The organism is Mycobacterium sp. E796, from assembly GCF_001672815.1.
Lineage (GTDB): Bacteria > Actinomycetota > Actinomycetes > Mycobacteriales > Mycobacteriaceae > Mycobacterium.
Map to the genome: position 1 here is coordinate 43,287 of NZ_LZKK01000032.1, position 12,755 is coordinate 56,041.

Consider the following 12,755-nt stretch of genomic DNA (forward strand, 5'->3'; position numbering starts at 1 on the left):
AGTCAGGCGCCTTCGGTCATGCCAGCTGGAAGGCGCTGACTGGGGCTTCCTCGGGATACACCGCCGGGCCGCCGAGGTCGTACGCGGCGTTGAGGGCGCCGACGAACGCCGGGTCGTGCAGCGGTTCGCTGGGGATGTCGAGCTTGACGCCCTTGCTCGCCAGGTCGTCGACCATGATGTCGATGGCCTTCTCGACCGAAAGGTCGTCGGAGCCTTCCATGTTCTTTTTCAGCTCGTCGTAGTCCGCGAACACCTCGGCTGACCAGTGCACCAGGAAGCGCAGTTCGTCAGTGTGGTGGCGCGCGATGACGTTGTCACCGTTCTTCAGCAACCAGGAGTCGCGGTCACTCGGGTCGCCGGTGAACATCGTGTCGAACGCCAGGCCGGCCGGAATCTGTTGAGCCAGGGGTCCGTTGGCCTCACCGCGGTGCACCATCATCTCGTTCTGGACGACGATGCCGCGGTTGTTGATCGGGGGCAGGATGCGCTTGGGCGCCTTGAGCGGCCCATCGGGCCAGTAGGTGAAGCCGCTGCCGGCATCCAGGGAGAACCAGGTGATTACCTGGGCCATCTTGATCAGGTAGTCCTGGAAAAGCCCGGATTTACCCATCACGCTGGTGAGCCAGGTTGGGGCATTCTCGTGTCGCACTCCGCGGAAACTCGGCGAATCCAGGTGCCCGGGGTCTCGGTTGGCGCACGGACCGTTGATGTTGAACAACATCAGCTGCGGCTTGGCGTATTCGGCTTTCCAGTAGGCCTTGGCCAGCTCCAGGAACCGCGCGTTGTAAAAGCAGTCGTGCAGTTGCGGGTAGAGCACCGCGCCGTAATTGGCCAGGTAGCCGCGGAACGTCGGGGTCAGAAACAAATCCAGCGACGGGGTGAATCCTTCCGGGAACATCCCACTCATCGTGGCCATCAGCTCGTCGGCCGACGCGAAGTGTTGGGCGATGATCAGCTTCCACGGTCCTTCCGTCCGCACCACGTCGAGCATCCGCTCGCGCTGGTCGTCGGTGTAGACATCGTCGATTTCGCGTGGCGGTGCGGCCGGCCGCAGCACGTCGGAAAGCGCCATTCGCCGCTCGTCGGTGAGCATCAGCTGTCTCCTTTGCAGTTCTGCAATCGATCGATTGTGGGCACGGTCAGCGCGATACGGCCGGTTGTTGTCCGGTCACCGGGACGTCAAAAACGAACGGGATGGCTGAACTTGGCTCGCAGCAGCGCGCCGACCTCGGCGATGGCCAGCCGGCCGCGCGCGGTCGCGTCGGAGCGCATCAAAAAGCCGTGGTACACGCCCGGATAGCGGGTGCATGTGGTCTGCACGTCTGCATCGCGTAGCCGATCGGCGTACCGCTCGCCCCAGTCGCGGATGGGATCGCAGCCGCCGGTCACCACGATCGCCGGCGGAAGCCCGGACAGGTCTGATGCATAGGCCGGCACCACATAGGGGTCGGTGGGCGGACCCGCGTCACCGTCGACGAGCGCGTGCATGTAGTCGATGTCGTCGCGGGCGAGCAGCGGCGCATCGGCCAGCGCGGCAATGGAAGGGACGGACATGTCGCGATCCAGCCCGGGATACAGCAGCACCTGTGCACAGATCGCGGGCCCGCCGCGATCCCGGGCGGCCAGCGCGACTGCCGCGGCGAGCGAGCCACCGGCGCTGTCGCCGACCACTGCAAGCCGCTGGGCATCGACTCCCAGCCCGGCGGCATTTCGGGAAACCCATCCGGTCGCGGCGTAGGCGTCGTCGAACTGCGCCGGCGGTGGGAACTCCGGGGCCAACCGGTACTCGACCGCCACGACGGTGGCTCCTGACACCGACGCGAGCTCACGCGCCAGCGGTTCGAACGAGTGATTTGAGCCCATCACCAACCCGCCGCCGTGGAAGTAGACGACCGCCGGTTGCGCGCGATCATCGATGGGCCGGTAGATGCGCGCCGGGATCGGTCCGGCCGGTCCGGGGATGGAAGCCTCGGCGATGCGAGCCATTTCCGGCATCGCGTCGGGCAGGGGAGCGGATTCCAGCCCGGCGCGCACCGCTGCCAAGCCGCGTCGGCGCATGGGCGGGATCTCACCGAAGGATGCGACGCGCGCCGCGGCGTCGGGATCCAGCGTGGGCGTCACCATGTCAGCGCTTTGCCGGGCCGAAGCGGCTTTCGGTGCGCAGCACCGGGCGGCGTTGTGACGCAAGCACATCGGCCCGGTCGGCCATCGCGGCGCCCACCGTTTCGGGGTGGGTGTGTAGGTAGAAGCGACCGTCGGTGGCCTGCTGGAACAGCGTCTTGGCGGCCGTCGTCGGGTCCATGGCCGTGCCTTTGAGGTCCAGCATCGCCGAGCGTTGCGCCTCGGCGGCGACCACATCACCGGTACCGCCGGCATCGATCCCGCCGGCCGATTCGAAGATGTTGGACGACACGGGGCCGGGCAGCACGGCTTGCACGTGAATGTGATTGGCGTGCCCAGCGGATTCGACCTCGAGGTACAGGCACTCGGTCAACGCCAGCACCGCGTGCTTGCTGACGATGTAGGGGGCCTGCAACGCAATCGCCACCACCGCGCCGACCGACGCGACGTTCCACACCCACGCCGGCTCGTCGGTGGCCATCATCTTCGGCAGGAAAGCCCGCACGCCGTAAAAGACGCCGCTGACGTTGATGTCGATCGTCCGCTGCCAATTGGCCACCGGGGTGTCCCACAGATATCCGAACTGTTCGACGCCGGCGTTGTTGACCAGCAAGCGCACCGCGCCGACGTCCCGGTAGACCCGCTCGGCGAGGTCGTGCACGGCGTCGGGGTCGCGCACGTCGCAGACGACGTCGACCGCCGACCCACCCGCGGCGCGCAGTTCGTCGGCGACGCACGCGGCCGCCGCCCCGTCGATGTCCGCCAGCACCACGGTCATCCCCAGCCCGCCGGCATGGCGCGCCAACCCGGCACCGAGGCCGGAGCCCGCTCCGGTGACGACGGCGACCCCGCCGGAGAATGCTCCTCCGGCAGTCACGAACCCGCGGTGCTGTCGGCGGCCAGCTCCGACAGCAGCACCGAGTTGGTGGCGTCGAGGACGACGTCCATCTCGGTGAACTGAAGGCCGCTGGCGCCGCGCCGGACGCCCACGTTGACGACCCCGCTGGACACGGCGAACGGCACGAAGTTGGTGATCTGGTTGACGAAGATGTAGAACCGCGCCCGGGTGACGTCACCATCGGTGCCGGTGCGATGGACATTCGTGGCGTGGTGGCGCAGCGGATACGGGCTCTGCTTGCGGTGCTCCGTCAGCCATTCCATCACCGCTTCGCGACCGTTGAGCTCCGGTGACATCAGTTCCTCGAAAGGGCTTGCGCCGGAGTCGCTTCGGGTCAGATAGTGCACATCCTCGGCGTAGCCGGCCGCCATCTCGTCGTAGTGGGCCTCGTCGTAGTGGTACCAGAAGCCGGCGATGAACTCCTGCAATTCGGGCAGCGTGATGTCGTTGGCCATGGGGTTAGTCAACTCCGGGTGTGGCCCGGGCGACAGGCCTGATGCCCGGTCAGTGGAACACGGTCTCTGCCAGAGGTCACCCGCCTCGCGTGAGAATATGCGCTCCTATCGGTGACCGCCTGGAACGGGCGACAGTGATGCAAGTGTCATCTCGACGCCCATTCGCAACCCGGATTTCAAACGGCGGAAGTTGCCGTCCTCCACCCAGTGGACGTACGCGTGTCTGCAGCATTGGATCACGAGTTGCGCTGGCAGTTCGCGGTGAAAGGGGTCCGCACCGAGATCGAATCGTGCGGCGCGTTCGCTCAAGTCGGCTTGGCGGGCGCAGTCACGTCAGGCTCCTTTTCCGCTCACCCCTTCGGTGTCTTGTGTGCCAACATGGCTCTGTCAGATTCTGCCATCGCATTCAGCATCTGACAGCAATGGTCGCCGAGCATGTCCGCCACGTTCGACGGAGTCGGGGGCGTCGGCGTCCCGCTGAGTAGACAGGGATCTGCACATCTGTGCGGACGGCCTCGATACTCGTTGGTATGAGCGCTGGTGTCCCCGTCACGACCGAAAGCACCGGACGGGTGGATTTGGATCCTGACGAGCTGCGGGCCAACCTTTGCCAGGCGGACCCTGGCGTGCTGGTCGCCGTGTTGGCGCAACTGACCGGCGACCCGGCGGTGGTCGACCGGTTCGCGGCGAAGATCTCTCATGTGCCCGACCCGCCGGAGCAGGCCGGTGTCACCGACCCCGAGACGGCGACAGCGCTCGTCGATGCGGTGATCGCGGCACTGCGTTCACCACGCGCGGCCGCCGCCGTACCCGCCGATGACCCACAGCTGTTCGCACGGATTGCGCCGGTGGCACTCGGGGGAGCTGTCGGTGCGGATTACATCCCACTGCTGTTGGAGCAGGGCGGGTTCCAGCCGTCACAGCCGGTACTGCCGCGCACCGCCAAGCTCCCAGATGGCTTTCGGGTCGCGATCGTCGGTGCGGGTATCGCCGGGCTGACCGCCGCGCTGGAGTTGGCCGATGCCGGCATCGACTACCAGATCTTCGACCGAAACGACGAAGTCGGGGGCACCTGGTACACCACCACCTATCCGGGCATCGGCGTGGACACACCATCGGCGTATTACTCGCTGTCGCGGGATATCAAGGGGGATTGGTCCAGCTACTACCCCATGGGCGCGGAGTACCAGTCCTACCTGGTTTCGGTGGCCGACAAGAACGATCTGCGGAAGCGCACCCGGTTCGGTACCGAGGTCGAAGCACTCTGGTGGGACGAGACGCGCAGGCAATGGCAGATCCACTCGGTCGGCCCCGACGGCGCCCGGGATGTGAGTTATGCCAACGTGGTGATCCCGGCCGCCGGATATCTCAACCGGCCCCGCTGGCCTGATCTGCCCGGCCGCGAGACGTTCTCGGGACTGTCGGTCCATTCCGCGCAGTGGGATCCCGACCTTGATTTGACGGGTAAGAGGGTCGCCATCATCGGTGCCGGTTGCACCGCGGTGCAGATCGTCGATGCCTGCGTGGACCAAGTCGCGCACCTGACCGTGTTCCAACGTCAGCCGCATTGGGTGGCGCCGCGGAGGCGGGCGTCCGACGACGTTCCCGAATACCAGCGCTGGCTGGGCAGCCGGCTGCCGTACTACGCGAATTGGATACGGCTCAAATCATATTGGGGCACGGCGGACAACAACTACCCGGTGATCCTGCATGACCCGGAATGGGCGGCCGAACACCGGTCGATCTCTCCGGCGAACGATGCCTTGCTGCAGATGTGCCTCGACTACATCGATCGGGTATTCGGTGCCGGCAGCGAGCTCGCCCGCAAGGTGACTCCCGACTTCGCTCCCTACGGCAAGCGGATCATCCGCGATCCCGGCGGTTATTACGCCGCGCTGGCCCGGGAGCATGTGGACGTTGAGGCCAGCGAGCCCGCCCGGGTCAACGAGGCTGGAATCGTGACATCCGACGGTCGGCAGATCGACCTCGATGTCATCATCTACGCGACCGGCTACTACCTGGATTTCCTTTCCACCGTGGACATCCGGGGCCGCGGCGGCAGGACGCTGAACGAGGAGTGGGGCGACGTCCCGCGCGCCTACCGCGGCGGGATGGTGCCCGGCTTCCCGAACATGTTCATTTCCTCGGCGCCCAATTACAGCCCGGGACACGGGGCCGGCCATAACTTCGGCGTCGAGGTGATGGTGCATTACGTCATGGAATGCCTGCAATTGATGGCGCTGCGCAAAGCCGCCACCATCGAGGTGACGCAGGGCGCCTACGAGCGCTACGTCGCCGATATCGATGCGACCATGGCCGGCACCGTCTGGTGCCATACCCCCTCCGCCCATACCTACTACCGCTCCGGAGGAGGGCGGATCGTCACCGCCTTCCCGTATCGCCTGATCGACTTCTGGCGCGATCATAGGGCCCCGCTCGAAGAGGATCTCACGCTGCGATGAGCCGATTACTCTGCGGCAAAACGGCTTTGGTAACGGGCAGCAGCCGGGGAATCGGCCGCGCAATCGCCCAGCGGCTGGCCGCCGAAGGCGCCACCGTGGCGGTCACGGCCCGGTCGCGCACACCGTCCTTGTCGGTGCGCGCCGGAACGACTTCCGCGCTGCCGGGCACCATCGACGAGACCATCGAGCTGATCGAGGCGGCCGGTGGCCAAGCGTTCGGCGTCGCGGCCAACCTTGAGGACGCCGAGCAGCGCGACGGGTTGGTCGACGCGGTCCTCGACCGCACCGGCCGGATCGACATCCTGGTCAACAACGCCGGTTTCGCCGACTACTCCTTGGTAGAGGACATGAGCCTGGAAACCTTCGACCGCACCGTGGAACACTACCTGCGGGTTCCGTTCGTCCTTACGAAATCGGCTGTGCCGCACATGCGTAAACAAGGCGCGGGCTGGATCGTCAACATCGGCTCGGTGACCGGTGTGGCCCCGGTGCGGCCGTACCGGGACTACAACAAGACGGCGGGCGACGTCGTCTACGCGTCCATGAAGGCAGCGCTGCACCGTTTCACCCAGGGCGTGGCCGCCGAACTGCTCGACGCCAACATTGCAGTCAACTGCGTCGGTCCGTCGACGGCCATCCGCACACCCGGCGCGGCACAGCTGATCCCGGAGTCTTTCCCGACCGAACCCGTCGAATACCTTGCCGAAACCGTATTGGCGATGTGCCACCTGCCCGCGGCCGAGCGCACCGGACTGGTCGCGTTCAGCCTGCATTACCCCTGGTCGCAACAGTTGCCGGTGCACGGTCTCGACGGCGACGAGTTGTTCCCACCTCTGCAACCTCCGCCGACGGCCAACCCCAACATTTTGTCCGCCGGCTTATAGATCACGGCGCCACCGCCGGCGACCCGATTGTCCTATCGCTTCGGCAAAAACTGTGGCAGACCCGATCACGCACGATGACGTCCGGACATTCGGGATCGAACCATCGGTCCACGTGGGCCCAGTGAATCGGGTGCATCAGATACGGGCCCGTCAGGCCGTCAACGTCGGTGAAGAGCTGTTCGAACACGTGGGTCCACGACGAGGCGCCGGACGCGTCAACCACACGGCTGAGCTGCCAATCGGTGATGGTCCGTACGTATTTCGGCATCAGCCGCAGATCGGCCTCAAAACGGGAGATGGTCGCGGCGTCGGTGCCGGGCACCACGCTCAGCAGCAAGGTGCGATAGACGGCCCCGGGTTTCGTCGACCAGCCCGTGCTGGCGGGGCAACCGAAGTAGGTGGCCCCGTTGACGCGACGGACCGCGGGGTCGCCGAGGACATCGTCGAAAAGCGTGGCAGCAGAGTCCCATTCGGCGGCATCGGTGAACCGCAGGTGCATCAGGATGTCACCGCCGTTGCGGGCACCCGGGAGGGTCGGTTCCACCAGACCGCGTTCGCCGTCTACCTGCGCGGCCGCGCCGCGAAGCGCCGCCAGCACCCGGTCGCGGTCGCCCTCGGCGACGTCGATCAGCCTGGTGACGCTAAACATCGCAGAGCCCTTCGACATCGTCCGCTGCCGCTGCGAACGATCGTGATCGATCCTGCACCAATTCGGCAATGTGTGACCACCATTCGCCCAGCGCCGGGTCCGGCCTGCCGTGCCAGGTCATCTCCCACCAAGCCGGCACGCTCGGCAGCGTCCAGGTGATGGTCACCGTGTTCGTCTGGTCGTCGAACCAAATGGGCGGGCTGACCAAGACGTCCCGCAGCGTCATGCCGCGATCGCGCGCGCCGGGGGCGTACTCGGCGAGGTAGGTGTCGACGAACCGGCGCGCACAACCCGGCTTGGTGATCACACGGTCTATCACGAAGATTTGGCCATCTGCCATTACCTGACCGTATGGCACGCACCGAACGGCGCGCGTCCGGTTCCCGACCATCGGGAGGCGTCAGCGCCCTATCGCCGCAAGATGTCGGCGAGCGCGGCAGCGGCCTCCTCCCGGGCCCGGTGGGCAAGATCGAGCATCGGCATCGTCATGAAGCCGTGAATGCCGCCGTCGTAGCGCAGTTGCACGGTCGGCACGCCGGCAGCCTGTAACGCGTCGGCGAAGACCAGTCCCTCATCTCGTAGCGGATCGTGTCCGGCGATGACCATGACGGCAGGTGGTAGCCCATCCAGCTCGGCGTTCATAGGTGTGGCATACGGGTGTTCTCGGTCGGCCAGCGACGGCACGTACTGGTCCCAATACCACTGCAGCGCCGGCCTCGGGTTGTAGAAGCCGCGGCCGAACAACCGATAGGACTCGTTCTGGAAGTTCGCCGCCAAAACCGGGTAGATCAGGAACTGGGCGGCCAGCAGCGGGCCGCCTCGGTCGCGTGCCATCAGGGCGGTCACGGCGGCCAGGTTGCCGCCCGCGCTATCGCCACCCACCGCCAGGCGGCCGGGGTCGCCGCCGAGGTCGGACGCGTTGTGCGCCGCCCATCGGGCGACGGTGTACACATCGTCGGCCGCCGCCGGCCAGCGGTGCTCCGGCGCCAACCGGTAGTCCACCGAGATCACCACGGCGGGAACGCGATTCGCGATGTCGCGGCAAAGCGCGTCGTGGCTGTCCAGGTCGCAGAACACGAAGCCGCCGCCGTGGGCGTAAACCAGAATCGGCAGGCTCGTGTTCCGGCTGTCGGGTCGGTAGACACGGACCGGAATGCCGGCGCCCGGTCCTTCGATCATGTCGTCGCGGACCTCGGCGACGTGCGGGGGCTTGGCGGGTGGCACGAACCTGGAGCGGATCAGCGCCCGGGCCTCCGCACCGCTCATGGTGTGCACCGGCGGGAAGCCGGCGTCGAGCATGTCGATCAGGGGCGCGATCTGCGGATCGAGCGTCACGCGTACTGCAGCGCCGGACGGGCCTGGCGCAGCGGCCGCAGCGGCTGCAGAGTCGGCGCGACGCGCTGGGGGCCGTCCTCGACGTTCCGCCAGACACCCATCGCGGTCGTGCGCACGGGCGCGGCCAGTCGCTGGTCGAACATCATGCGGTTCATCGGACCGCAGACCGACACCGCGGCGACCGCCTCACCGGGTCCGCCGATCGGCGCGGCCACGCAACCGAATCCGAGCAGCGACTCCTCGCGTTCGAACGCGACTCCGTGGGCACGCACCTTGGCCAGCTCGACGGCGAGCTGCGGGCCGCTGGAGATCGAGTATTTCGTCTTGCGAACCCGCAGATCGAGCTCGGCATCGTCGTCGCGATAGGCGAGGATCGCTTTTCCAACCGCGGTACAGTGCGCGGGCTGGCGACCGCCCACACGAGTGGGTATCCGTTGGTCGCCGACCTTGTCCAGGTAGACGACGTCCGCGCCGTCCAAGACCGCCAGGTGCACGACAAGCCCGGTGGCGCGGTGCAACTCGCCGAGCAAGGGGCCGGCCGCCCGTACCAGGCGATCCTGGTGCACTGCCAGTGAACCCAGCTCCACCAGGCGCATGCCCAGTTCGTAGTCACGGCCGCTGCGGCGCAGCCACCGCAGCTGCACCAGGCGCTCGAGCATGCGGTGCGCCGAGGATCGGGGCAGGCCGGTGCGGCGCACGATCTGCGCCAGCGTTAGCCGGCCCTGTCCGTCGAAGGCGTCGAGGACCAGCGAGATGCGGTCGATCACGGCCGTAGGAGTCTCGACAGTCTTGACGGCTGATGTCATCGGATCCCTATCTATCTAGTTGGCATATGTCTAATAGTAATATTGGTTCTACCACACTGGTGTGGCCTCTGTCACGCATGGCGGTAAGGCGGCAAGCTTTTCAGGCAGCGCCGTTAGCCACGAAAGATGTCCAGCGATCCGACGTGGGCTCGATTGGTCTTGAACCGCTCCTTCAATTTCCACGATCCATCGGAGCGCCGTTCCCACGTGTCCGTGTAGTCACCGAGCGTGTAAAACCGGATCGCGGGATCGGCGTCCGAACTCAGGTGAACGTCATGGACGTAGGCGCGACTGATCGCGGTGTCCCCGTCGACGTCGATGACGACGTTGGCGAGCAGGTGTTGGGTGGGACCGCAATTGTCGAGGAACTCGCGGATCAGCTCGATCATCGCCGCGCTGCCGTGCAGCCGCCCGGTCCCGAGGTCGCCTGCCGCGTCGTCGGCCAGGATCTCTGCCATCGCCGTCCAATCGCGCTCGTCCATCGCGCGGGCGAATCGCGTCAACGTTCGTTCGATGTCACGCTCAGCGAGCAGAACTCGTAGTCGATCACTGTCCATCGGGTGTTCCTCCGGAAAGGGCTCAGCCCTTGGCCGCGGACCGGCCAGCGCGGCGGCCGTAGAAGCTGCCGTCACCGAGCGAGATGCCGCTGGCGTAACCCCACGCGGCCAGTCCTGCGGTCGAACGGCCCGCGGCGAACAGTCCCGGGATGGGCTCGCCGCTGACGTGCAGGACCTCGGCGTCCAACGTGGTGGACAGCCCTCCCAGCGTGAAACCGCCGGTGTTCTCCCGCAGGTCGACGGCCCCGACCGGGGAACCGATCGGCCGCAGCCACTCGGGTTTCTTGTGCAACAGCGGATCCTCGCCGCGCGCGGCGCCCTCGTTGTAGGCGGCCACCGTCGCCCGCAGCGAGCCGGGGGCCAGGCCCATGTCGCGCTCCAGATCGGCCACGGTGTCGGCCACCCAGGTCGGCTGCCGCAGCATGAACTTCGGCGACCACGAGGCCATCGCCTCCTGCTGCGCGTCGTCGTCGATGATCAGAAAAGCGGTGTTGTCCTGCTGGTACAGCGTGAGCTGCCCCACCCGGCCCGGGTAGGTGTCCTCGGCGACGTAGCGCTGGCCGCGGCCGTTGACCAGGATGCCGCGCACCAGTTGCTGGGGATCGATGAAGATCGCGACCTCCGTGGCGTCCATGTGGGCCAGATCGGCGCCCAGGGCCTGTGCCATCCGGATCCCCTGCCCGTCGTGCTGCTCGATCGAGGCCGCCGGGCGCCCGGCGATCCGCGGGGCGTACCGCGCCACCATGGCGTCGTTGTAGGCGAAGCTGCCCGTCGCGAGCACGACCCCGCTGCGGGCCCGAACCGTCATCTCAGCGCCGTATTGGCGGGCGCGGATGCCGACGACCCTGCCGTCGGACTCGATGATCAGGCTTTGCACGCGGACGTCGTACAGCGCCCGTGCACCGGCCGCCGTGGCCGTCTCGACCAAGGGCTTCATCAGCATGTAGCCCGCGCTCGCCTCACCCTGCTTCTTGTTCTGCATCTGCGGGACGTGCCCGCGCGGGGCGGGGGAGGCGATGGTGTTGAACGGGTAGGCGTTTTCGCCGCCGCTGTACATCAGCCCTTGGTCGCCCATCGGCTCCCAGCCGGGCTCGGAGAAGAACTCCGCCTTGAACGGCACGCCACAGCCGACGAGCCAGTCGAAGTGCGCGACGCTGCCGGCGCAGTAATCGGCGATCCGGTTCTCGTCGGCGCCGGGGCCCATCGCCACGTTGAGGAAGGCGGCCATGTTGTCGGCGGAATCGCTGAAGCCACAGGCGGTTTGCAGCGCGGTGCCGCCGCCGAGGTAGATGAATCCGCCGGCCATCGCCGCCGCACCGCCCCACGACCCGGTGCGTTCCAACACCAGCACGTCGGCGCCGGAGCGGGCCGCTTCGACCGCCGCGGCGGCGCCGGCCACCCCGTAGCCGGCGATGACGACATCGGCCTCCTGATCCCACGACGCGACCGACGACGCCGGGAATGGGGTGACGTCGGTGTCGGGCGTCATAACCGCATCGCCGCGGGCATCTCGCCGGTCCACTGGTGGCCCCAGTAGCTGTCGGCGGTGATTTCCTCTGCGGTGTAATAGGTTTCGTCGACCCGCATCCCGTCGGTGCCGAATTCGATGTCCCAATCGCCGGGCGCGCGGACGTAGAACGAGATCATCTTGTCGTTGGTATGCCGGCCCAGCGTGGAGGACAACTGGAAGCCCTCGGCGTTGACCCGGTCCAGCGCCTGCCCGACAGCGTCGAGGGTGTCGACCTCGACCATGATGTGAACGACGCGCGGGTCGCGCAGATGCGCGGCCGGCACGATCGCCAGGCTGTGGTGGCGCTCATTGATACCCAGGAAGCGAACCCGCACCGGGCCGAACTCTTTGGGCAGCGGCACCCGGAACGCGCCGCGGGAACGGAAACCCAAGACGTCGGTGTAGAAGTCGAAGAGCCCGTTGGGGTCCGTCGCGGGCAGCACGACGTGGCCGAGCCCCTGATCGCCGGTGACGAACTTCGCGCCGAACGGAGTGATGACCGGGCTGTGGTCAAGCACCGGGCCGTGGAACACCTCGAGTGTGTGGCCCGCGGGATCCTCGAACGCGATCGCCTCTTCGACGCGGCGTTCCTCGGCCTCGTCGAGCGACAGCTGCTTGAACGCGACGCCGGCGCCGTCCAGGGTGGCCTTGACCCGTTGCAAGGCCGCATGATCGCGCACCTCCCAGCCGATGGTGAGCACCCGCTCCGTCTCGCCGGGAACGACGACGATCCGGGCCGCGCGTTCGTCCATGCGCAGGTACAGCGCCGACGGGTCGGATCCCTTTCCCCCCGCGAAACCCAGAACGGCGAACGCGAAATGCCGCCACCGGTCGACGTCGTTCGTCGAAATGGTGATGTAGCCAAGGCTTTTCAGGTCGCTCACTGCCACTCCTAGATCAGGGCCCGCAGCGGGCCTTCCGGCGGGTCGATGCCCAGCGAGCTCAGCGCCGACGCGTGATAAGTGGTGCCGGGGACGTGGATGGCATGCAGCTGGCCCACGTGCACGTCCCGCCAATACCGTTGCAGGGGCTTGTCCATCCGGGCCGCGTTTCCGCCGGAGCGGGCGAAGATTTCGTC

At 67.0% G+C, this 12,755-nt stretch carries 13 protein-coding genes and 1 pseudogene; 2 read left to right on the plus strand and 12 right to left on the minus strand.

Translation table 11 applies throughout. The features are described 5' to 3' along the window. Positions 1-16: 16 nt before the first annotated feature. The 4 genes from A5706_RS02590 to A5706_RS02605 form a co-directional block, all read right to left on the minus strand. Complete coding sequence (locus tag A5706_RS02590) at positions 17-1,093, minus strand: hypothetical protein (RefSeq protein WP_068126737.1); 1,077 nt, start codon at positions 1,091-1,093, stop codon at positions 17-19. Between the two features lie 86 nt (positions 1,094-1,179). Continuing rightward, entirely contained in the window at positions 1,180-2,124 is a 945-nt protein-coding gene (locus A5706_RS02595) for an alpha/beta hydrolase (RefSeq protein WP_068126740.1), read from the minus strand. A 1-nt stretch (position 2,125) separates the two neighbouring features. Continuing rightward, positions 2,126-2,998: an SDR family NAD(P)-dependent oxidoreductase gene (locus tag A5706_RS02600; RefSeq protein ID WP_068126741.1), complete on the minus strand. Its 873-nt coding sequence runs from the start codon at positions 2,996-2,998 to the stop codon at positions 2,126-2,128. Then, positions 2,995-3,474, minus strand: coding sequence for a nuclear transport factor 2 family protein (locus A5706_RS02605; RefSeq protein WP_068126743.1), 480 nt, complete (start codon positions 3,472-3,474; stop codon positions 2,995-2,997). Before A5706_RS02605 ends, A5706_RS02600 begins: the two co-directional genes overlap by 4 nt. Positions 3,475-4,004: 530 nt before the next feature. Here A5706_RS02605 and A5706_RS02610 point away from each other — a divergent pair. After that, the gene (locus tag A5706_RS02610) at positions 4,005-5,936 is read left to right on the plus strand and encodes an NAD(P)/FAD-dependent oxidoreductase (protein ID WP_068126745.1); all 1,932 of its coding nucleotides are present in this window, start codon (positions 4,005-4,007) and stop codon (positions 5,934-5,936) included. Further along, positions 5,933-6,820 carry an SDR family oxidoreductase gene (locus A5706_RS02615; protein WP_068126746.1) on the plus strand — a complete coding sequence of 296 codons (888 nt, stop codon included), beginning with the start codon at positions 5,933-5,935 and terminating at the stop codon, positions 6,818-6,820. The genes A5706_RS02610 and A5706_RS02615 overlap by 4 nt, the downstream gene beginning before the upstream one ends. A gap of 1 nt (position 6,821) precedes the next feature. Here the strand turns inward: A5706_RS02615 and A5706_RS02620 are convergent, their stop codons facing one another. From A5706_RS02620 to A5706_RS02655, 8 genes and pseudogenes are all read right to left on the minus strand, one after another. Then, entirely contained in the window at positions 6,822-7,469 is a 648-nt protein-coding gene (locus A5706_RS02620; protein ID WP_068126749.1) for a Dabb family protein, read from the minus strand. After that, positions 7,462-7,809: a hypothetical protein gene (locus A5706_RS02625; protein ID WP_068126750.1), complete on the minus strand. Its 348-nt coding sequence runs from the start codon at positions 7,807-7,809 to the stop codon at positions 7,462-7,464. The genes A5706_RS02620 and A5706_RS02625 overlap by 8 nt, the downstream gene beginning before the upstream one ends. A gap of 68 nt (positions 7,810-7,877) precedes the next feature. Next, positions 7,878-8,804: an alpha/beta hydrolase gene (locus A5706_RS02630; protein ID WP_068126752.1), complete on the minus strand. Its 927-nt coding sequence runs from the start codon at positions 8,802-8,804 to the stop codon at positions 7,878-7,880. Then, a complete protein-coding gene (locus A5706_RS02635; RefSeq protein WP_068126754.1) occupies positions 8,801-9,610 on the minus strand; it encodes an IclR family transcriptional regulator in 810 nt (269 codons plus the stop codon). Before A5706_RS02635 ends, A5706_RS02630 begins: the two co-directional genes overlap by 4 nt. Positions 9,611-9,723: 113 nt before the next feature. After that, entirely contained in the window at positions 9,724-10,167 is a 444-nt protein-coding gene (locus tag A5706_RS02640; RefSeq protein ID WP_068126755.1) for a nuclear transport factor 2 family protein, read from the minus strand. A gap of 22 nt (positions 10,168-10,189) precedes the next feature. Continuing rightward, on the minus strand, positions 10,190-11,656 hold the full coding sequence (locus tag A5706_RS02645; RefSeq protein WP_068126756.1) for an FAD-dependent oxidoreductase: 1,467 nt from the start codon (positions 11,654-11,656) through the stop codon (positions 10,190-10,192). After that, positions 11,653-12,561: a biphenyl-2,3-diol 1,2-dioxygenase gene (gene bphC, locus A5706_RS02650; protein WP_068126758.1), complete on the minus strand. Its 909-nt coding sequence runs from the start codon at positions 12,559-12,561 to the stop codon at positions 11,653-11,655. The genes A5706_RS02645 and bphC overlap by 4 nt, the downstream gene beginning before the upstream one ends. An 8-nt stretch (positions 12,562-12,569) precedes the next feature. Further along, positions 12,570-12,755, minus strand: a pseudogene (locus A5706_RS02655) (hydroxylase); the annotation flags it as partial.

Coding starts and splice junctions, on each gene's coding strand:
- A5706_RS02590 (WP_068126737.1), bottom strand. CDS start 1,093: ATGCTCACCGACGAGCGGCGAATGGCGCTTTCCGACGTGCTGCGGCCG.
- A5706_RS02595 (WP_068126740.1), bottom strand. CDS start 2,124: ATGGTGACGCCCACGCTGGATCCCGACGCCGCGGCGCGCGTCGCATCC.
- A5706_RS02605 (WP_068126743.1), bottom strand. CDS start 3,474: ATGGCCAACGACATCACGCTGCCCGAATTGCAGGAGTTCATCGCCGGC.
- A5706_RS02610 (WP_068126745.1), top strand. CDS start 4,005: ATGAGCGCTGGTGTCCCCGTCACGACCGAAAGCACCGGACGGGTGGAT.
- A5706_RS02615 (WP_068126746.1), top strand. CDS start 5,933: ATGAGCCGATTACTCTGCGGCAAAACGGCTTTGGTAACGGGCAGCAGC.
- A5706_RS02620 (WP_068126749.1), bottom strand. CDS start 7,469: ATGTTTAGCGTCACCAGGCTGATCGACGTCGCCGAGGGCGACCGCGAC.
- A5706_RS02625 (WP_068126750.1), bottom strand. CDS start 7,809: ATGGCAGATGGCCAAATCTTCGTGATAGACCGTGTGATCACCAAGCCG.
- A5706_RS02635 (WP_068126754.1), bottom strand. CDS start 9,610: ATGACATCAGCCGTCAAGACTGTCGAGACTCCTACGGCCGTGATCGAC.
- A5706_RS02640 (WP_068126755.1), bottom strand. CDS start 10,167: ATGGACAGTGATCGACTACGAGTTCTGCTCGCTGAGCGTGACATCGAA.
- A5706_RS02645 (WP_068126756.1), bottom strand. CDS start 11,656: ATGACGCCCGACACCGACGTCACCCCATTCCCGGCGTCGTCGGTCGCG.